Annotated in this window: 16 protein-coding genes and 1 pseudogene; 8 read left to right on the forward strand and 9 right to left on the reverse strand. The window is 56.4% G+C overall.

The features are described 5' to 3' along the window. Window positions 1-120 precede the first annotated feature (120 nt). Window positions 121-723, reverse strand: coding sequence for a recombinase family protein (locus AC1QQ2_RS12905; RefSeq protein WP_479713434.1), 603 nt, complete (start codon window positions 721-723; stop codon window positions 121-123). Between the two features lie 169 nt (window positions 724-892). Between AC1QQ2_RS12905 and AC1QQ2_RS12910 the strand changes: the two genes are divergently transcribed. Then, window positions 893-3,898 (forward strand): Tn3 family transposase, encoded by a 3,006-nt coding sequence (locus AC1QQ2_RS12910; RefSeq protein ID WP_479713435.1) that lies wholly within the window; start codon window positions 893-895, stop codon window positions 3,896-3,898. 106 nt (window positions 3,899-4,004) lie between these two features. On the opposite strand, the pseudogene AC1QQ2_RS12915 reads toward AC1QQ2_RS12910, so the two are convergent. After that, window positions 4,005-4,664 (reverse strand): annotated as a pseudogene (locus AC1QQ2_RS12915) (transposase); the annotation flags it as partial. Between the two features lie 239 nt (window positions 4,665-4,903). On the opposite strand from AC1QQ2_RS12915, the gene AC1QQ2_RS12920 reads away from it, so the two are divergent. Further along, entirely contained in the window at window positions 4,904-5,695 is a 792-nt protein-coding gene (locus AC1QQ2_RS12920) for a DeoR/GlpR family DNA-binding transcription regulator (RefSeq protein WP_479713436.1), read from the forward strand. A 239-nt stretch (window positions 5,696-5,934) separates the two neighbouring features. Here the strand turns inward: AC1QQ2_RS12920 and AC1QQ2_RS12925 are convergent, their stop codons facing one another. After that, window positions 5,935-6,501 (reverse strand): recombinase family protein, encoded by a 567-nt coding sequence (locus AC1QQ2_RS12925; protein WP_409928722.1) that lies wholly within the window; start codon window positions 6,499-6,501, stop codon window positions 5,935-5,937. Window positions 6,502-6,641: 140 nt separating this feature from the next. Between AC1QQ2_RS12925 and AC1QQ2_RS12930 the strand changes: the two genes are divergently transcribed. Further along, entirely contained in the window at window positions 6,642-9,593 is a 2,952-nt protein-coding gene (locus AC1QQ2_RS12930; RefSeq protein WP_479713437.1) for a Tn3 family transposase, read from the forward strand. A gap of 396 nt (window positions 9,594-9,989) precedes the next feature. On the opposite strand, the gene AC1QQ2_RS12935 is transcribed toward AC1QQ2_RS12930, so the two are convergent. From AC1QQ2_RS12935 to AC1QQ2_RS12955, 5 genes are read right to left on the reverse strand one after another with little or no spacing between them, the layout of a single operon-like run. After that, window positions 9,990-11,456: an aldehyde dehydrogenase gene (locus AC1QQ2_RS12935; RefSeq protein ID WP_479713438.1), complete on the reverse strand. Its 1,467-nt coding sequence runs from the start codon at window positions 11,454-11,456 to the stop codon at window positions 9,990-9,992. A gap of 10 nt (window positions 11,457-11,466) precedes the next feature. Continuing rightward, window positions 11,467-12,504 (reverse strand): LLM class flavin-dependent oxidoreductase, encoded by a 1,038-nt coding sequence (locus AC1QQ2_RS12940; RefSeq protein ID WP_479713439.1) that lies wholly within the window; start codon window positions 12,502-12,504, stop codon window positions 11,467-11,469. Between the two features lies 1 nt (window position 12,505). Continuing rightward, window positions 12,506-13,426: a flavin reductase family protein gene (locus AC1QQ2_RS12945; RefSeq protein WP_479713440.1), complete on the reverse strand. Its 921-nt coding sequence runs from the start codon at window positions 13,424-13,426 to the stop codon at window positions 12,506-12,508. Continuing rightward, window positions 13,423-14,235, reverse strand: coding sequence for an alpha/beta fold hydrolase (locus AC1QQ2_RS12950; RefSeq protein WP_479713441.1), 813 nt, complete (start codon window positions 14,233-14,235; stop codon window positions 13,423-13,425). The genes AC1QQ2_RS12945 and AC1QQ2_RS12950 overlap by 4 nt, the downstream gene beginning before the upstream one ends. Continuing rightward, on the reverse strand, window positions 14,207-14,809 hold the full coding sequence (locus tag AC1QQ2_RS12955) for an amino acid synthesis family protein (RefSeq protein ID WP_479713442.1): 603 nt from the start codon (window positions 14,807-14,809) through the stop codon (window positions 14,207-14,209). Before AC1QQ2_RS12955 ends, AC1QQ2_RS12950 begins: the two co-directional genes overlap by 29 nt. A gap of 104 nt (window positions 14,810-14,913) precedes the next feature. On the opposite strand from AC1QQ2_RS12955, the gene AC1QQ2_RS12960 reads away from it, so the two are divergent. The 4 genes from AC1QQ2_RS12960 to AC1QQ2_RS12975 are packed head-to-tail and all read left to right on the forward strand — an operon-like array spanning window position 14,914 to window position 17,249. After that, a complete protein-coding gene (locus AC1QQ2_RS12960) occupies window positions 14,914-15,612 on the forward strand; it encodes a GntR family transcriptional regulator (protein ID WP_479713443.1) in 699 nt (232 codons plus the stop codon). Next, window positions 15,605-15,898 (forward strand): DUF1330 domain-containing protein, encoded by a 294-nt coding sequence (locus AC1QQ2_RS12965; protein ID WP_479713444.1) that lies wholly within the window; start codon window positions 15,605-15,607, stop codon window positions 15,896-15,898. Before AC1QQ2_RS12960 ends, AC1QQ2_RS12965 begins: the two co-directional genes overlap by 8 nt. A gap of 18 nt (window positions 15,899-15,916) precedes the next feature. After that, window positions 15,917-16,306 (forward strand): carboxymuconolactone decarboxylase family protein, encoded by a 390-nt coding sequence (locus AC1QQ2_RS12970; protein ID WP_479713445.1) that lies wholly within the window; start codon window positions 15,917-15,919, stop codon window positions 16,304-16,306. Between the two features lie 37 nt (window positions 16,307-16,343). After that, window positions 16,344-17,249 carry an AEC family transporter gene (locus AC1QQ2_RS12975; RefSeq protein WP_479713446.1) on the forward strand — a complete coding sequence of 302 codons (906 nt, stop codon included), beginning with the start codon at window positions 16,344-16,346 and terminating at the stop codon, window positions 17,247-17,249. Here AC1QQ2_RS12975 and AC1QQ2_RS12980 read toward each other — a convergent pair whose 3' ends face one another. Next, window positions 17,250-18,236, reverse strand: coding sequence for a helix-turn-helix transcriptional regulator (locus AC1QQ2_RS12980; protein WP_479713447.1), 987 nt, complete (start codon window positions 18,234-18,236; stop codon window positions 17,250-17,252). Window positions 18,237-18,322: 86 nt separating this feature from the next. On the opposite strand from AC1QQ2_RS12980, the gene cysD reads away from it, so the two are divergent. Beyond that, on the forward strand, window positions 18,323-19,126 hold an 804-nt coding region (cysD, locus tag AC1QQ2_RS12985; protein WP_479713448.1), incomplete at its 3' end, for a sulfate adenylyltransferase subunit CysD.

The raw sequence follows: 19,126 nt of genomic DNA on the forward strand, positions 1-19,126 counted from the left end.
GAGTTTGAGTTGAGTGATGACATGCGTTCGCAGATCATCCAAGCGGATCAGCTTGCGTCGCCGAGCGCGCCGCTTGGGGTCTATCCCAACAAAGGTACGTAACCCACCACAGGATTTAACCTACGTTTGGTGGGCTTCAGCATGTTCTGCGCGTAACTGTTTGATGCGATCTGTTGGGAAGTATCGATAGAACGCTGTTCGTCCGATCTTGAGCTGATCAATTACATCTCCGATGAACGGGTAGTTTTCAGTGTCTTTGAGCATTGCCTCGGCATGTTTGATGGCTTGCTCATTCATAGCCCTTGGCCGTCCACCCCGGCGCCCACGTTTTGCAGCGGCCTTACGACCGGCACGGGTGTTTTCGACAATCAGTTCCCTTTGAAATTCATCAAAGGCGGCGGTCATGTGGAAGAATAAACGCCCTTCAGGTGTGCTGGTATCGATATTTTGGGTAAGCACTTTCAATGCGATGCCACGTTCCGCGATATCTGCGGCGGTTTTGATGACTTGCGTTAGGGATCGCGCCAAGCGCGATAATTTCCACACAACCAGAGTGTCGCCTTCCCTCAGATATTCGAGGGCTGCTTTGAGTTGGGGACGCTCCCTGTGAGAGCCGGATGCTTTCTCTGTGTAGATTTTTTCACAACCCGCAGCCCGCAATGCATCCATCTGCAAAGCAGGGTTCTGATCCATGGTTGAGACACGGGCGTATCCGATGAGCATGATATTTGTACTTAAAACCTATTTACGCAACCGTATAGGAATTCGTGTTTCAGAACAAGGAAACTGTGTATGATTGAGTAGCTTTCACCCCGTTTTGCATTCTGATGTGTTGGCATTCCCAAAACGACGGTTTTCAGAACATCAATTTTTTGGAGTGACCATGGCCAGAATGCGGATTCTTACCGCCAGTGAACAAGACGCCTTTGATAAACCACCCTTGTTTGATCACAAGGAACGCAAGCAGTTCCTGACTCTCCCCAAAGGGCTGATGGATATAGCAAAGGGCCTGCGCACGCCTGATAGTCAGATCGGCTTCCTGCTGATGTGTGGGTATTTCAAAGCCACAAAGCGGTTTTATCAGCCTCAGGATTTTCGCGACCGTGACATTGCAGCAGCAATACACCAGTTGAAATTGCCCGAAAGCGCCTTTGATCCGACCCAATATATGGAGACAACCCGCCTGCGTCACCAACGTCAAATTCTGGGTTTCCATGGGTTTGTGCCGTTTGATCAAAATGCGAGTGATGCCCTCGCTACCGAGATCGCGACAATGGCACGGATGCATCTCAAGCCGCGTCTGATCTTTGATCGCTGCGTGGACTTCTTGATCCAGCACCGTGTGCAGGTGCCATCCGCCTATCGGCTGAATGATCTAATCCGCGCCGGTCTGCATGACCGCAAAGCAGAGCTGATTGCATTGATGGACAGTCAGTTACCCGCCGAAGCGCGGCACTTGCTCGATGATCTGTTCACGGCTCCAGACGATCAGAACCGGTATCGCCTGACCCTTCTGAAGAAACTGTCGCAATCGACCAGCCCCTCAAGAATTAAAGAGGCTGTGGCCGATTTCGAGGTCCTGTCAGAATTGCATGATCGGCTGGACGCTGTTCTCTCAATACTTGACCTTGGCACAGCCGGTATCCGGTATTTTGCTGGCAGTGTCCTGCGATCGGAAATCTTCCAGATGCAGCGCCGAAAGCGAAACGACCGTCACATCCATGCAGCCGCCTTTGTCGCCCATCAGTTCTATCGCTGTCAGGATAACATGATCGATCTCTGGCTCAGTGTGATGGCGTCATTCAAGTCAGCGGCGGCTCGGGACTATCAGGAAGCCCTGGTGCAAGAACGCAAGGATCAGCAGCGGCAGATCGGCATTGTCATCGAGGGTCTGGAGATATCCGTCTTCGGTGTCCTGCGTGATATCCGAACTGTTATGTCTGCGGCCAATCTATCCGATGCAGAGAAGATCACTGCAACGCAGGCCCTTCTCGATCAAGGCAAGACAGACGATTTCGACCAGCTCAAGGATGATCTGGCCGTAACTACCAGTGAATCCAGTTGGCATGATATTCTGGAAGCGCGATCCCTGAAGCTGCAAAATCGCCTCAGTCCCTTGCTGAGGGCACTCACCTTCATGCCATCCAGCCGGGCGGCAGCGCTGCTGGAGGCGGTTGATCACTTCAGAAACGATGGGGATTTGTCCGTCAACCACGCGCCAATGGGTTTTCTCGACGCTGAACAGCGGGCGGCTGTTATGCGAGGTGATGGCTCTTTCCGGGTGTCGCTCTACAAGGTGTTTCTGTTTCAGGCGGTCACCGCAGCGATCAAGGCAGGTGATCTGAATGTCGAATGCTCCTACAAATACCGGCCCATGGACGCCTATCTGATCGACAAGAACCGCTGGCACCGGGAAAAGGCCCGGCTGTTGGAACGTGCAGGTCTGACGGAATTCGCTGATCCTGAACCTGTTCTGGGGCGACTAAACGCAGCACTCACGGCCCAATACAGAACGACCAATGCTTGTGCGGCGGGTAATCCCCACCTCAAGCTGCGCAAGGACGGTACATTCCACATTGCCACCCCGGCACTTGATGCCCGCGACACTGATCCATTGGGCGATCTTTTTCCGCAGCGCCATGACGTGGCACTCGCGCAGGTGCTGGAGACCGTCAACAATCACTGCAATATGCTGCGGTCATTCGAACACTGGCAGCAAACCCATGTACGACAGGCTACATCGCATCCCGCGTTGCTGGCTGGGATCATGGGGCTGGGCTGCGGGATCGGCGTGCGCAAGATGGCTCGGATATCGTCCAGCGTCACAGAAAGCGAACTGGATCACACCGTGAATTGGCGCTTCTCACTGGAGAACATCCGGGCGGCCAATGATGCCGTGCTCAAGGCCATGGATGGAATGGAGTTGCCGAACCTTTATCGCCAAACACGGGATCAGCTCCATACCGCAAGTGACGGTCAAAAGTTCGAGGTGCGCGGCGACAGCCTGCATGCCAGCCGATCATTCAAGTACTTCGGGCAAGGTCAGGGGGTCAGCGCCTATACCTTTGTCGACGAGCGCAACTTCCTCTGGCATTCCTTGATGATCAGCGCCGCAGATCGCGAAAGCGCCTATGTGATCGACGGGCTCATGCACAACGACATCGTGAAAAGCGACATTCATTCCACCGACAGCCACGGATACACGGAAGCTGTCTTCGGGTTGACCCATCTGCTGGGGTTTTCATTTGCCCCACGTATCAAAGGCATCGGCAAACAGACCCTCTATATCTTCAAACCAAAAAACCAGGCCGATCCCGACTGGGTCATCCGACCGGATAAGACCATCAATGAGGAGGCCATTCGCGACAACTGGGATGATCTTCTGCGCCTCGTGGCCACCATAAAACTCAAGGAAAACACCGCCTCCGATATTTTCCGGCGGCTGAATTCCTACTCGCGCCAGCATGCCTTATACCAAACCTTGAAAGCCTTTGGGCAGATCATCAAATCCCTCTTCATTCTGCGCTATGTCGATGGGCTGGCGCTCCGACAGGCCATCGAAAAACAGCTCAACAAGGTCGAGCTCGCCAACCGCTTCACCCGCGCTGTGGCAGTCGGAAACCCGCGCGAATACACCCAGACCGAAAAGGAAGAACAGGAGATCGCAGAAGGCTGTAACCGACTGATCCGAAACTCCATCATCTGCTGGAATTATCTTTACCTCACCAGACGGGTCGAAAAGGCACCGGACGCCGAGGCCAGGGAAAATCTGCTGCACCTGATTGCAGCCCACTCCCCCATGTCATGGGCTCACATCAACATGCTCGGCGAGTACGACTTCTCAGAAGAAAAGCTCCGCGACACGCTCGGTATCCTGCCCCCGAAAAATGCAGCGTAGAAATGAAGTGAAAACAGGAGAACCAAAATCAACGAAAAGCGCATGAATGCAGGTCAACGCAGAAATTCCTGTGGTGGGTTACGTACCTTTGTTGGGATAGACCCAACCTACGACCATACGACAAGCTGTCTGATACGAAGTCCAATGACCACCGCTGGTTCTGTCCCTGCGGGACTGTCATGGGCGTTCTGGTGCCGTCTGCACGCTTGCGATCGCCGCGTTTACGGACTGTTAGCCCTTCTTCGCGGTAGATCCGGTACAGCTTCTTCCAGTTCACTGCCAGCCTTCGCACTTAAGCAAGATATGCAAACGCCGATAGCCAAATCGCCGCCGCTCAGACGACAGATCCTTCAACCGATCTCGCAGATCAGTATCCGCTGGCCGCTTCGACACACGTCGATAGACACGTGGGTCGATCCCAGCCAAGGCGCATGCCCGTTTTTGATTGTATCATTTTTCTCAAATAGCCCAGGTCGCTGCGCTTCTGCGCGAACCAGGCCTCAAAAGTTTTTCCCAGCATCTCCTTAAGCGTCGACACATCCATCATTTGCTCAGCAAGTAACTTCTTGAGTTTGGCATTCTCGGCTTCGAGCGCATTCAGCTTTTTTGCGTCAGACACTTCCATTCCGCCATACTTGGAACGCCACTTGTAAAAGGTCGCATCGCTGACACCGTGCTTGCGGCGCAGTTTCCTCGCGCCAAGCCCAGCTTGATGCTCTTTCAATATTCCAATGATCTGTTCTTCGCTGAAATGGCGTCTCTTCATCGTCTGTCTCCTCAGTTGGAGAACAGGCTAACCTCAAACGCAGGACATTTCAGGGGAGCAGGTCAAATGTGATGGTCTCTTACCTTTTGTTTGCTGACAGACGTCTTTTGAACTGATGAAGGAAGCGGCACGAGTTTACTTGCGTTTATCCTTAAGCTAAATCTACGTCGGACGTGTGCTAACATCGACGCATAACTAGCGTCTTTGTTTGAGGCGGTGGGATATGCTGGGGAGACGATATGGCAAGACGCAAGGCTTCCGATGTTAACAAGCGACAGTACCAATTGGTAGATCTGGTGCGTGAACATGGCTATGTGTCTATCGAAGCGCTCGCAAAACACTTGAGTGTGTCCCTACAAACAGTGCGGCGTGACATCACATTTCTCAGCGATCAGTCATTGCTTGAACGTCATCATGGGGGCGTTGGAATTCTGCCAGGCACTAAAAGTCTTGCCTATACCAGTCGCAAAAATAACAACGTTGACGCAAAAACGCTGATTGGGGAAGCAATCGCTGCCAAAATCCCTAATGGAGTATCTGTCTTTATCGATATAGGTACAACAATGGAAGCCGTCGCCCACGCGTTGATCCACCACAAATCACTAACAGTGATCACCAACCACGTCGGTGTTGCACTGATTCTGAATGAAAATACCGGATTTGAAATTATGATTCCTGGCGGATTGCTACGATCGCGTGACCGCGCGATTACGGGTGAAGCAGCAACCGAATTTCTGCTAAAGCAACGCGTGAACTATGGTGTTTTTGGCATAGGTTCCATTACCGATGATGGCCACCTCCTAGATTACGACTATCGCGATGCGCAGGTATCGCGGGTAGCATTGGATATTTCCCGCACCAAATTTTCTGCCGCTGATCATACAAAATTTAACGCAGAAGCCATGATGCCAATAGCGCATATTTCAGAAATCGATGGGTTTTTTACGGATCAAATGCCGCCCGAACCCATCAAGTCCGCGATCAAATCTGGCCAGACTGATTTATTTGTTGGCTCAACAAAAATTGAGTAATTGCAGACTGAAAGCAATTATTTAACATAAGATTGATTATACGTATTATATCAATAGTATATTTAATGTTGCAATAATATACTTACGGAGCCATGCTGCTTACACCCTACTCGATAGGATGCTTCACATGCTTCGCACATTTCGAAAATACTCAATTGTCGCCGTACTTGCACTTGTTGGCCCCATCGGAAGGTTTCTTCGTAGAACCACGCTAAGGAAGAACGAAGCCTGAACATGGCTTACGGCGTGGCATTTCTGATCGCCTTGTAAGCTGTTGATCTGCCTATGCCGAGGTGTTTTGCGGCTTGAGCGACGGATTTACCTGCGCTGACGAGATCTTGGAGGGCTGAGATTGTCTCGGGTTGCAATGGCGGGCGACCAGGGGTGCGGCCATGCTTTCGAGCGTTGATCAGGCCGTCTTTGGTGCGCTCAGAGATCAGGCGGCGCTCGAAATGCGCAATGGCCCCGAAGACATGGAATACGAGTTCTCCAGCGGCAGATGTCGTGTCGATCCGCTCCTCGAGGCTGATCAGGTTGATCTCTCTGGCCTTGAGGTTATCGACGGTTTCCAGAAGTTCCTTGAGCGAGCGGCCCAAGCGATCGAGGCGGATGACGGCGAGGGTATCGTTGGGCCTGGCCTGATCAAGCAAGGCTGCCAAACCGGGCCGGTTGAACGTCTTGCCGGAGATCACGTCTTCGAAGACGCGAATAGCGCCATGTTGTAGCAGTCGATCTTTCTGGCCGGACAAATCCTGGTCGGCGGTCGAGACCCTTGCGTATCCGAGGATGTCGCCAGTGCGTGGCATGGTGTCTCCAAAACGGCCGTTTTAGGGCCTGATCGCAGGTGGTGACTCTAATCCCGGATTTGTGCAGGATATCTGTCTTTTTAACAGTCTCTATAATATTGGGCGTCTCCAAACTTGCAACAACGTTTTGAGGACGCCTTATGGCCCGTAGACTTCTTTCCTCCCGCGCGTATGCGGACCTCTTCGGGGTGCCGACAGATTCTGAAGCCTTGATCCGTCACTATCTGCTGAGCGGAGATGACATTGATCTGATCCGTACTCGCCGCCGCGCCGAAAACCACCTTGGCTTTGCGGTGCATATTTGTCTGCTGCGCTACCCTGGTTTGGGATGGAGCGAAGGCATCATGCCGCCAGCTGAACTGATCGCCTGGCTTGCAGAGCAACTTCAGATCGATGCTTGTTCTCTCGGTGAATATGCCGTCAGGCGAAATACGCAGCATGAACACCATGCCCTCGCGATGCGCCATTTGGGTCTGTCCCCTTTCGGATCTGAACATGTGCAGCAGGCGGAGGATATCGCCACGCGGGCGGCCTTTGCGACGGATCATGGCGTGAAGATTGTCGAGACGCTGATTGCGGACCTGCGCAAGCACCGTTTGGCGCTGCCGAGCGTGGACACGCTTGAGCGCCTCGCCTTGAAGGGCCGGGCGCGCGCGCGAAGGGAGGCTGCCGCGGCGCTGTTTGATGCCCTCTCACTGGAGCAACGTGACCATTTGCAGGCGCTCTTGGTGAATGACCCGTCCGTAGGGCAAACGCGGCTCACGTGGTTGCGCGGCTTTCCGCACTCGACCAGCCCGGCCAGCATGGCCGCGCTTCTGGACCGTTTGAAATATTTGCGATCATTGAATCTGCCTCCAGATCTTGGCCAGGGTCTGCACCCGGACCGGCTGCTCAAGTTCGCGCGCGAGGGTGCTGTAGCGCCCGTGAGCTTGCTGAACGACTTTGGCGAGCGGCGGCGGATCGCAACACTCGCGGCGCAGATGGCGGATTTATCCGTCACGATCACCGACGCGACCATCGCCATGTTCGAGCGACTGACCGGCCAGCTCTTCTCAAGATCCCGCAACCATCAGGAGGAGGTTTGGCGTATGGGGAAGACCCGGGTTGGCAAGCTGATGCAGCTCTTCGGCGCATCCATTGATGCCATGGCCCGCGCACAAGACCTGGGGCAAGACCCCTTTGCTGCGCTGGATGCGGATGTCGGATGGGATACGCTCCTGGGCAAGCGTGACGAAATCGCCAGCTTCGGAGAGCTGGCAACCAGTGACCCGCTTTCTCTGGCGGCCGAGCGCTATGCGTATATGCGCAAGTTCGCCCCTGCCTTTCTGGAGGCCTTCCAATTCAATGCGACCGATGCGGGGGACGATCTCAAGGACGCCATCGCCTTGCTGCGGGATCAGAACCGCACCGGCAAACGCAAGTTGCCCGATGATCTGCCCATGCCGTTTGCCGCCAAGCATTGGCCGTCGCTGATCGTCCAAGGGGGTCAGCCACAACGGCGCGTGTATGAAACCGCTATTGTGTCCACCTTACGAGACCGCCTGCGTGCCGGGGATGTCTGGGTCGACGGCAGTCGTGAGTATCGCCGGTTCGACAGCTACCTGATGCCCCGGGACACGGCTGAAACTGTCATGCGGGATGCAGGCTTCAAGACCGATCCGGACGCGTGGCTGGCTGATCGCCGGAGTATGTTGGCGAAACGTCTTGACCAAGTGGACCGCGCCTTGAAACGCAATGCTCTTATCGGCGTCCGTATCGAGCGTGGGCGGCTGAAAATCACACCACATGATGCGGTGACACCTCCTGCTGCGGTGCGTTTGGAACGGGCCATCGACGCCGTGATGCCGCGTATCCGCATCACGGAGCTGCTTTGGGAGGTGAATGCGCAGACCGGGTTCCTTGATGCCTTCACCGACCTGCGGTCTGGCAAGCAGCACGATGAACCCGCTGCAGTTCTGGCCACGATCTTGGCTGGAGCCACCAATCTCGGCTTGGAGCGGATGGCCCACGCCTCATCGCGTGTCAGCCATGCGCAACTGACCTGGGCGCAGACATGGTACCTTCGGCCCGAGACATTCGCGGATGCCTTGGGCCGCATTGTCGATGCCCATCATGGTCTGCCCTTCGCGCGACACTGGGGCGCGGCTGAGCACAGCTCATCAGATGGCCAGTTCTTCTCTGCCAATCGTGGCAGCGGACTCATCAATGCCAAGTACGGGCCTGATCCCGGCCTGAAAATCTATTCTTTCCTGTCGGGCCAGTACGGATCGTTCCATTCCAGCGTCATCGGGGCGACGGCGGGCGAAGCGCCCTTTGTGCTCGACGGTCTTCTGGGCAATCCGGCCAGTTTTGACCCCCTCGTTCACTACACAGATACCGGCGGCGTGTCGGACCACGTCTTTGCCCTGTTCCATCTGTTGGGGATGACGTTTGCCCCGCGCTTGCGCGACTTTCCCGACCGGCGGTTGGCGTGCTTCGGTGGCGCGAAGGCGTGGCCTACCCTGTCGCCTCTGATCGGGAAGCCTATCAATGAAGAGGTGATCCGGCAGCATTGGGGCGACGTCATGCGACTCGCGGCCAGCATCCATGACAGATCTCTGAAACCGTCTGAAATCCTGCGAAAGCTTGGGGCGTACCGCCAGCAAAACAGGCTGTATCTTGCCCTCGGTGAAATCGGTCGGATCGAACGCACACTCTTCATGCTTGACTGGATCGAGAACGCCGCTCTGCGCATGGAATGCCACGCAGGCCTCAACAAGGGCGAAGCGCGGCACTCGCTGGCCAGGGCCGTCTTTGCCCACTCACAAGGGCGCATTCATGATCGTTCTGACGCGGCTCAACAGAAACGGGCCATGGCGCTCAACCTCGTCATCGCCGCCATCACGTTCTGGAACACGATCTACATGGACAAAGCGGCCAGCCACCTCGCACAGGCCAGCCCGCTCTACGATGCCAAGCTGCTTCCGCATACCTCGCCGCTCGGGTGGGAGCACGTCATCCTATCCGGCGACTTCGATTGGCATTCTGGGGCCGCTGACCGCAAAATTGCGCGGCCGCTGAACATCAGACCAGCCAGAGACTGGGGAACGTGAAGATGTTCTCTGAAAATTCCCCCTTAGCGTGGTTCTACGAAGAAACCTTCCGATGGGGCCTTGATGGTCAAATCAGGCATCTGCGTTCGCGCCCTACCACGCCACCAAGGATCCATGATCGAAGGTTATGCATGCCTTCCGCCTCGACGCGCCAGCGTTCCTGCCGTTCGTGCTTTTATCGATCTTCTGACCGAATTCGCCTCGGCGGCAAAATCAAGCTAATCAGTGCGATCCATTCCACACGCAAATTCTGCTATTGAAGGAGTCCTACATCGGGACAACTGAATAGAACCAACGGTTTAACTTCAGCCTCTATGATACGGACAACAATCCTGAACTGTTCGATATGATTTAACTTCTATGGATGCGCTCTGGACGACATACAAAAATCAACCATCATCGCATCACGAACGGATCTGGAATGGGATCGTCGCTGGTGCGAAGCCAGACGGCTTTGGTGGTCGTGTAATCCAATGCCGCTTCGATCCCGCCTTCGCGACCATGCCCGCTGAGCCCATGCCCGCCGAAAGGCGCCATCGGACTAACGGCGCGGTAGGTGTTGACCCAGACGATACCTGACCGAATGCCGCGGATCATGCGGTGAGCGCGGGTGAGGTTTTGGGTAAAGACCCCTGCTCCGAGGCCGAATTTCGTGTCATTCGCGATGGCGAGTGCTTCGGCTTCGGTGTCGAACCCAATAACGGAGAGGACAGGGCCAAAGAACTCGTTGCTGAGGCAGGGTGCGTCTTTGGCGTCTGAACAGTCGATGATCGTGGGCGGAAAATAGTTGCCTTCGCGGTCGAGTGGTGCGCCACCTGTCATCACAGTCGCTCCGCAATCGACAGACCGTTTGATCAGGTCGACTGCTGTTTCGATTTGCCGTGCTGAACAAAGCGGGCCGACTTCGGTTTCCATCTTGTCTGGTGCGCCGATCACCACGGCCTCGGCCTTTTGTTTGAGGCGGGCGAGGAAAATGTCTTTGATCGCGTTTTGCACGATTAGGCGTGAACCTGCGACGCAGCTTTGCCCAGTGGCCGCAAAAATACCCGATACCTGCGCATTCACGGCACTCTCAATGTCCGCGTCGTCGAACACGATAAATGGTGATTTGCCACCGAGTTCGAGTGAAGTAGAGGCGAGGTTTTCAGCCGAATTTCGCACGATCTGTCGTGCCGTGGACGGGCCGCCTGTAAAAGCAACATGGGCGACCATGGGGTGCGAGGTCAGCATTGCGCCGCATTCAGCGCCAAAGCCAGTAATGACGTTCAGAACGCCTTTGGGAAATCCTACCTGATCGAATATCCGCGCGAATTCGAGCAAGGGGGCGGGGCCTTCCTCGGACGCTTTGAGCACAACGGTACAGCCAGCCGCCAAGGCAGGGCCGATCTTGACCGCAGATAGGAAGAGTTGCGAGTTCCACGGGACGATTGCAGCGACAACGCCGATGGGTTCGCGGCGAAGCCAGACCTCCATATCGGGTTTATCGATGGGAAGGTGGGCACCTTCGATCTTATCGGCAAGGCCCGCATAATAGCGATAATAATCAGCGACATAGGCGATCTGCGCAGATGTTTCGCGGATGATCTTACCAGTATCTTTGGTCTCTAGTTCCGCCAACCTTGGCGCGTTTTCAGCGATCAAATCCGCCAGTCGATACAGAAGTTTACCCCGTGCCGTTGCGGTCATCAGCGACCACTCTGGCGACAGGAATGCAGCATGCGCAGCCTCAACAGCGCGGTTCACATCGGCAGTGCGAGCCTCTGGCATGGAGGCCCAAACCGCGTTTGTCGACGGATCGCGACTGTCAAACCGTGCGGACCCATCATCAAACGCACCGCCTACATATTGTTGAAACTGCTGCATGTGTCGTCCTTTAGGCAAATGCGGGCATTACGTCCTGAATGAACCGCTGGAGTGAGGCCTTCTTCCGTTCAAAGCTCATCCCGCTGTCAATCCAGAGCGAGTATTCATCATAGCCCATGTCCTCGTAGCCTTTGATCCGCACAATGGCGTCGTCCGCCGTGGCGATGACGTTGTCACGCAGCATGGCCTCGGGCGTGTAGAACGGGTGGGCGGCGATATCCTCATCCGACAGGGTTTCAATTAGGCCCTGCGATACAGGGCGTTCGTTTTTGAACCATGCCCCGAAATAGCAGTAGAACCTATTGATTTCTTCCGCTGCTTGCTGCGCGTCGGCGGCGTCAGATGCGATGTACGTGTGGTTCAGCAGCATGATGTTGGGGCGCGGCACCTCTGGGAATTTCTCGCAGGCCGCGTTGAAGGTATCCATCAGTTTGATGATCTCTGCCTCACCTTGCCAGAGCGGTGTAACCTGCACGTGGCAGCCATTCGATACCGCAAATTCATGACTGTTCGGGTCACGCGCCGCAATCCAGATAGGCGGGCCGTCTTTTTGCACAGGCTTGGGCGAGGATGTCGTCGCAGGGAAAGAATGGAACTGTCCCTCTTGGGCATAGTCGCCTTTCCACAGGCCCTTAATCGCAGGCACCAACTCTCGCATCCGTAGGCCTGCTTCCCACGCGTCCATACCAGGCATCATACGTTCGTATTCGTAGCTGTAGGCCCCGCGCGCAATACCAAGGTCCAGCCGCCCATCGACGATCATGTCGGTCATCGCCGCTTCACCCGCGAGGCGGATTGGATGCCAGAACGGAGCAATCAGGGTGCCCGTGCCAAGGCGTACATTCTTGGTCTGCCGCGCGAGGTCGATCAGGTTTAGAAACGGGTTCGGCGAAATGGTGAAATCCATGCCGTGATGTTCACCAGTCCAGACCGCGTGCATCCCACCTTCGTCGGCCATTTTAGCGAGTTCAACGAACTGATCATAAAGCTCTTTCTGGTCCTGATCGGACGAGACGCGCTCCATATGAACGAATAACGAAAAACGCATTTTATTGTCTCCCGTGGGAAATGGGGCGGACCTCGCCGCTCTTTGTGTCGCCGTAATAAATGCCGTAGGTGCCCAGTTGCGCCTCTGCCCCAAAACGGCGGAGCATGGTGACAATCGCCGGGTCGCTGACCTTGGCCAATGTGTCCTCGGTCAAAGGGATGAACTGGCCTTGCTGCGGGGTCTCATCACCTGTTTGGCAGAGAAAACAGATGTGCTGACGTTTGCGGTCGCTGTCGTCGAACACGGAGTAAAGGAACGATGGCTGCGCATCTACGCCGACAGTGTCGAACAATCCGCGTAAAGTGGCAGAGGCCCCCTGATCTTTGGCGGCGCGTTCCGGCAGCGTCAGACCACCCTTGCCGTCGTCGATCAAAAGCACTTCACCATCGCGTTCAATGAGCGCGGATACGATCAGGTTGCCGCTATGCTCGAGCGCCTCGGCGGCGGTAGATGGCGTGACATAGGCACCTCGCGCATAGCCAAGGCCAGAGGTGGTATTGGCGTCAAAGGCTTTGACCTCACCGATCAAAATGACGTGGTCGCCAGCGTCGACGGTCTTGTGCATCGCGCAATCGAACCACGCGCTCACATCCGCCAAGATCGGGCTGCCGTTCGGACCATCGCACCAATCGACCTCGGCAAAGCGGTCCTCGACACGGCTGGCAAAGGTGTTCGACAGCGCGATTTGTGTTTCCGCCAAAATGTTCACGGCAAAGCCCTGCGCGCTGATAAAGGCGTCATAGTTCTTTGACGAATTCGCGAGGCAGACCAGCACCAGTGGCGGGTCGAGCGAAACAGAGGTGAAGGAGTTCGCGGTAAAGCCTAACGGCGTACCGTTAGCGTCCTTCGCGGTGACCACGGTCACGCCGGTCATAAAGGTGCCAAAGGCATTGCGCAGGGCACGAGGATCGATGTCGGTCATTGCAGCTCCTTTTGGCTGACAGGGGCGCGGAGCCAATCTAGCAGATGGGCGCTCACCTCATCGGCGGCGGTCAGATTTACCATGTGGCGATGCCCGTTGATGACCACAGCCCGACCGTTTTGGGCCAGATCAGCCATTGCCAGTGACATCGCGGGTGTTGAATTAGGGTCGCCATCGCCCGTCAGAGCGAGGAACGGGCATTCGATCTGTGAAATGCGGTCCGCGTAGGTCGCATCGCCATGCGCGAAGGCTGTATATGCAGTTGCATATCCATTAAGGTCCACAGCAGAGAGCCACCCTTTGACCTGCGCTCGCGCAGCTTGATCGGCAGCACTATCGCCAAACCAACGATCAAGCGGTGTCTGGAGGTCGATTGCCCCATCCCGAAGGCTTGCCGCCCGTGCGATAACGGCATTCCGAGCGGCGGCGGCGCGTTTAAAAACGCCGTTCAGCAAGGCGACACGGGTCACATGCTCTGGGTGTTCAATCGCAAACCCCAGCGCAATCAGCGCTCCCATCGAATGACCCGCCAGCGCAATTGGGCCCAGTCCCAACGCCTGAACGACCTCGGCGCACCACGCCACATAGTCGGCCAAGGTGCTGCCCTCGGGCAAAGGATCGCTCCGGCCATGACCTGGCATATCGACCGCAATAACGCGGTGATCTTTGGCGAGCACATCGATCTGCGGACCCCAAGACGCGGACTGCATCCCGACGCCGTGGATCAGCACCACAGGATCGCCCGCGCCATGATCGCGCAGGGCAACCGTGCGCCCTGACTTAGACAGCCGCAGGGTTGTCGACGTCATGGCCCAACTCCTTGAGGTCTTGGTAACGATCGCCAATGCGGTGATGCGGACGGCCTCCGATCGATGCACCAAGGGCGATCAGGATTTCATCCGCCGCAGGGGCATCGCACACCGAAGTTTGGATCGTCAGGTAATGAGACCGACGCCCGCCATCGTTCTTGTCCATCAACGGGATCAGCAACGGCGCATTGGCAGGGCCGCGGGTGTTGCAGAACGACAGATAGGATTTCGCGCCAACCGCGTTGCGGTAGTGGTTCCCGAAATGCAGCGTGTGGATCAAGGCCGAGGCATGTTCGACCTCACCGTTCAGGCCGACGATGGCGGCTTTGCCGTAGCCTTCGACCTTATCGCCGCCACCAGCCGAGTCGATGATCATCTTAGTCAGCAGTTCACCCAAACCCGGCGCGCAATCGCGGATCGCTGGCGCGAGATCTTCGACAAACCCCTGCCCCGCCCACGGGTTCCGAATGACGGCCATCGCCGCGATGAGGGTCAAAGGACGCTCTGCCGACTTGCCGCCTTCGATCAGCGTATTTTCGACGTGGAGGAGCGTTTTTCTGATTTCGGCAGGCACAGCAGATTCCTTATTCGAGGGTGTTGGAGAATTTATGGTATACCATCAGACAATATGTCAATCATATCTTGTGAGAACCACGCACGATTGCTAACCTCCACCCCATGACCGAACCAAAAACCACCCTTCTGAAAATTGCTAAAGCCCCGCAAACCCTGCGCGATATCGTGCAGGAACGGATGCGAGAGGCGATTATCTCGGGCCACTTTGCGCCTGGGGAACGGCTCGTCGAACGGCCCTTGTGCGAACAGTTGGGTGTGAGCCGCACCGTGATCCGCGAGACGATCCGTTTTCTTGAGGCCGAAGGGCTGGTTGAACTGGTGCCAAATCGCGGCCCGACGGTGGCCTCGCTCGACTGGGATCAGGCGCGTCAGATCTACGACATTCGCCGCCAACTCGAAGGGTCAGCTGCCGCCGCTTGTGCTGAAATGCATGACGCGGCCTGTGCAAAGTCATTGGGCGAGGCGCTCAAACGCATTGGTGAAACCACACAAACGGGCGAATGGTCAGAGCTACGCAAAACCACCACACGGTTTTACGAGATCATTTTCGAGGCGGCAGGTCATAGCGTTGCATGGGACATTGTTCAGCGGCTCAACGGTCGGATCAGTCGACTGCGAGCATTGACGCTATCGGCCACGGATAGGCCTGTGTCGGGCCTCACCCATATGACCGCAATCTATGACGCGATCCTAAGCCGAAATCCCGATGCAGCCCGCACTGCCGTTCATCGTCACATTGATGATGCATCGCATACAGCACAACGCTACCTCAAAGCAGAAACTGGACCTGATCATGCCTAAGGCCTATTGGATTGCCCTTGTCACCGTTACCGATCCCGATGCGTATAAGGGGTATCAAGCCATCGCGCCCGCTGCGTTCAACAAATACGGCGGGCGGTTCATTGTGCGTGGCGGGCCGTCGGTCACTGTCGAAGGGGCTGAGTGGCAACGCCATGTGGTGATCGAGTTTGACAGCATGGACCTCGCGACCGCCTGCTACAACTCCCCCGAATATCAAGAGGCCCGCGCCCATCGTGACGCCGCTGCGACCGCATCCATCGTGATCGTCGAAGGCTTGCCCAGCTAATCCGCAAAGGACACTCCCATGACTGCATTCGACGAAGACCTGTTCCTCAAAGGGTTAGAGCAGCGCAAGGCAACGCTCGGCGCGGAATATGTCGAAAAGAACCTCGCCGCGGCCGATGACTTTACCCGCCCGTTCCAAGAGGCAATGACCGCGTGGTGCTGGGGCTTTGGCTGGGGTGACGACGTGATAGACGCCAAGACGCGATCAATGATGAACCTCTCGATGATAGGTGCCTTGGGCAAGATGCACGAATGGGAGTTGCACTGTCGGGGCGCGATCAATAATGGCGTCTCCAAAGAAGAAATCCGCGCCATTATCCACGTTATTGCGATCTATTGCGGCGTCCCTCAGGGGCTTGAGTGTTTCCGTGCGGCGCGCAAGGTTTTTGAAAGCCTTGAGGCAGAATAGAGCCTGATTTCGCGGTGCGCAGCCAGGAAGAACAGACATGCTGACGGCGATCTGGACGATCTTTGCCTTGATTTGCTGCGGCTTTGTTTTGGCCCGCAAAGGGTTTCCGTCTGACGCCTTTTGGCCCGCGGCGGAACGGCTGAATTATTACGTTCTATTCCCGGCTCTATTGGTGTCGAACCTCGCCAATGCGCCGATCCGTGATCCACAGATTTTGCGCCTCGGCGCGTCGGCAGTTGCGACGATCATGATCGGGGCGGTCGTGCTCTATGTGCTCCGCGCAATTCGCCCCACGCCAACAGAACGGTTCGGCCCCGCACTCCAAGGAGTGTTGCGGTTCAACACCTACCTCGCCCTTTCCGTCCTCGCGATGGTGGCTGGCGCGCAAAGCCTTGAACGGGCGGCAGTTTACCTCGCAATCGCCGTGCCATTGGTGAACATCCTCGCGATCATCGCGCTAAGTGACGGGGCGGTCTGGCGATCGCCCGTAATGCTTCTGAAAAAGGTCGGGATGAACCCATTGGTGGTGGCCTGCGTTGTCGGCGCCGTGCTGGCGATCACCAATGTCGGTTTGCCATTCGGAACGAGCCAAGTGTTGAAACTACTGGCCCAAGGTAGCTTGCCGCTTGGCCTCCTGTGTGTCGGCGCAGCACTTCGCCCATCTGCGCTCGGCCAAGACCTGATCCCGCTGTTAGGCAACGCCATGTCCCGCCTCGCGCTGATGCCGTGTTTGGCTGTGGGTGTCGCCTATGTGTTCGATTTGTCGAGTGCGGAGGCCCTCGTCCTCGTTGTCTTTTCTGCAGTACCGACGGCCCCATCGTCCTACGTGTTGACCCGACAAATGGGTGGCGACGGGACGTTCATGGCGGGGATTGTCACATCGCAGACCGTCGGCGCGCTGCTCACAATTCCCGTGGTGCTGCACCTCTTTGGCGCACCGTAGCTAGAACCAAACACCGCTCCCCATGATGCGCCTAATAATCGCGGGCTGACCCGAGACGCCAAGCCGCGCAAAGATCACTTTTGATGTGCTACGGGCGGTCTCTTCGGTCCAGCCAAGAACCTCAGCGGCGCTGCGCAAGGTGTGACCATCACATAACTGCGCGAGTAGTCGTGCCTCGCTGCGGCTGAGACCGAAATGCGCTGCGATCCGTTCATTTGAAATCTCTGACGCCATCGGCATTGTTCGAAGGGATCCAACAACCGCACCGTCTCCAAAATCATCATTCAGCGACAGTACAAGTTCGGCGCCAAGCATCGGAACCGTAACGGGACCCTCTCCCGCCAAAACAGCAGCAAATCCCATTCGATAGTCCTGCGCAACATCCGCATCAGAAAATTCGAGCCGCCGCCGATCCTCGATCCGCAGCCCCTCGCGTTCGCCCCACTCTCGCACGGCACCAGACAATGATTGCACGACGCCTGACCGATCGAACACAATCCACCCCGCGCCGAGCCGCGAGGCGAGAGTATCTGACAAGGCCGCCTCTGTCCGCTCTGCACGCAATGTTAGTGACATCTGCGCCGCCTGCCCTAGAAACGGCGTCAGAGCAGAGAGGATTTGCCCGTCAGAACTGCGGAAATCCTTGCGGTGAAAACCACGATGCAGCCAGACAGTCACATGCGAGGTCGCATCGATCCGTGCCTTCACGACACGCAAAAACCCCTTAGTCCAATCTGCGAGGGGCAAGCCGTCTTGGGCATAAACGCGGTCGATCCGCAAACGTCCACGGAGAGGAGCATCAATCGGAGGACATTCACCCCGGGACCAAAGACTAGCCTCCTCAGCGTCCACACAAATGCCCGCGCCATCGGCCTGCGTGACCTCGCGCAACATATCCAGAAACGCTGCCCACGGCACAACATCCCTTGCCGCAGCATCGGCAAAGAGTGTCCGTGTGAGCTCTGTCTGGTCATCAAAACGGGCCATAATTCTACATACCCCCCATTTGGGAGGTTCGCTACTACAATCTAACGTTTATCGCTGGGCAAAACATGCACCAAAGCGATTCGAGTATGACCCAAAAGACTTTGACCCACCTGCAGCGCCTTGAAGCTGAAAGCATTCACATCCTTCGCGAAGTTGTCGCGGAAGCCGAAAACCCAGTAATGCTCTATTCCGTCGGCAAGGACTCTGCCGTCATGCTACATCTGGCGAAGAAGGCATTTTACCCTGCCCCGCCGCCGTTCCCGCTCTTGCACGTCGACACCACTTGGAAGTTCCGTGACATGTATGCGCTGCGCGACAAAGCGGCGAAAGACGCGGGTATGGAACTGCTGGTTTACCAAAACCCCGAAGCGGCAGAGCGCGGCATCAACCCGTTCGACCATGGTGGGCTTCATACCGACATGTGGAAGACCGAAGGTCTGAAACAGGCGCTCGATAAATACGGTTTTGACGTTGCCTTTGGCGGCGCGCGCCGTGACGAAGAGAAATCCCGCGCCAAAGAACGCGTCTTCTCTTTCCGCTCCGCGAACCACCGCTGGGATCCGAAAAACCAACGCCCTGAACTTTGGCGCCTCTACAACGCTCGCAAAGCAAAGGGCGAAAGCGTCCGCGTATTCCCGATCTCGAACTGGACCGAGTTGGACATCTGGCAGTACATCCACCTCGAAGGGATCGAGATTGTGCCGCTCTACTTCTCGGCACCGCGCCCGACCGTTGAACGCGACGGCCTGACCATCATGGTGGACGATGATCGCTTCCCGCTGCGCGAAGGCGAGACCCCTGTGACGAAATCCGTAAGGTTCCGTACACTGGGCTGCTACCCGCTGACTGGCGCGGTTGAGAGCACCGCAACCACCCTGCCCGAAGTCATT

The sequence above is a fragment of the Aestuarium sp. genome (genome assembly GCF_023253315.1).
GTDB classification, from domain to species: domain Bacteria; phylum Pseudomonadota; class Alphaproteobacteria; order Rhodobacterales; family Rhodobacteraceae; genus Marivivens; species Marivivens donghaensis.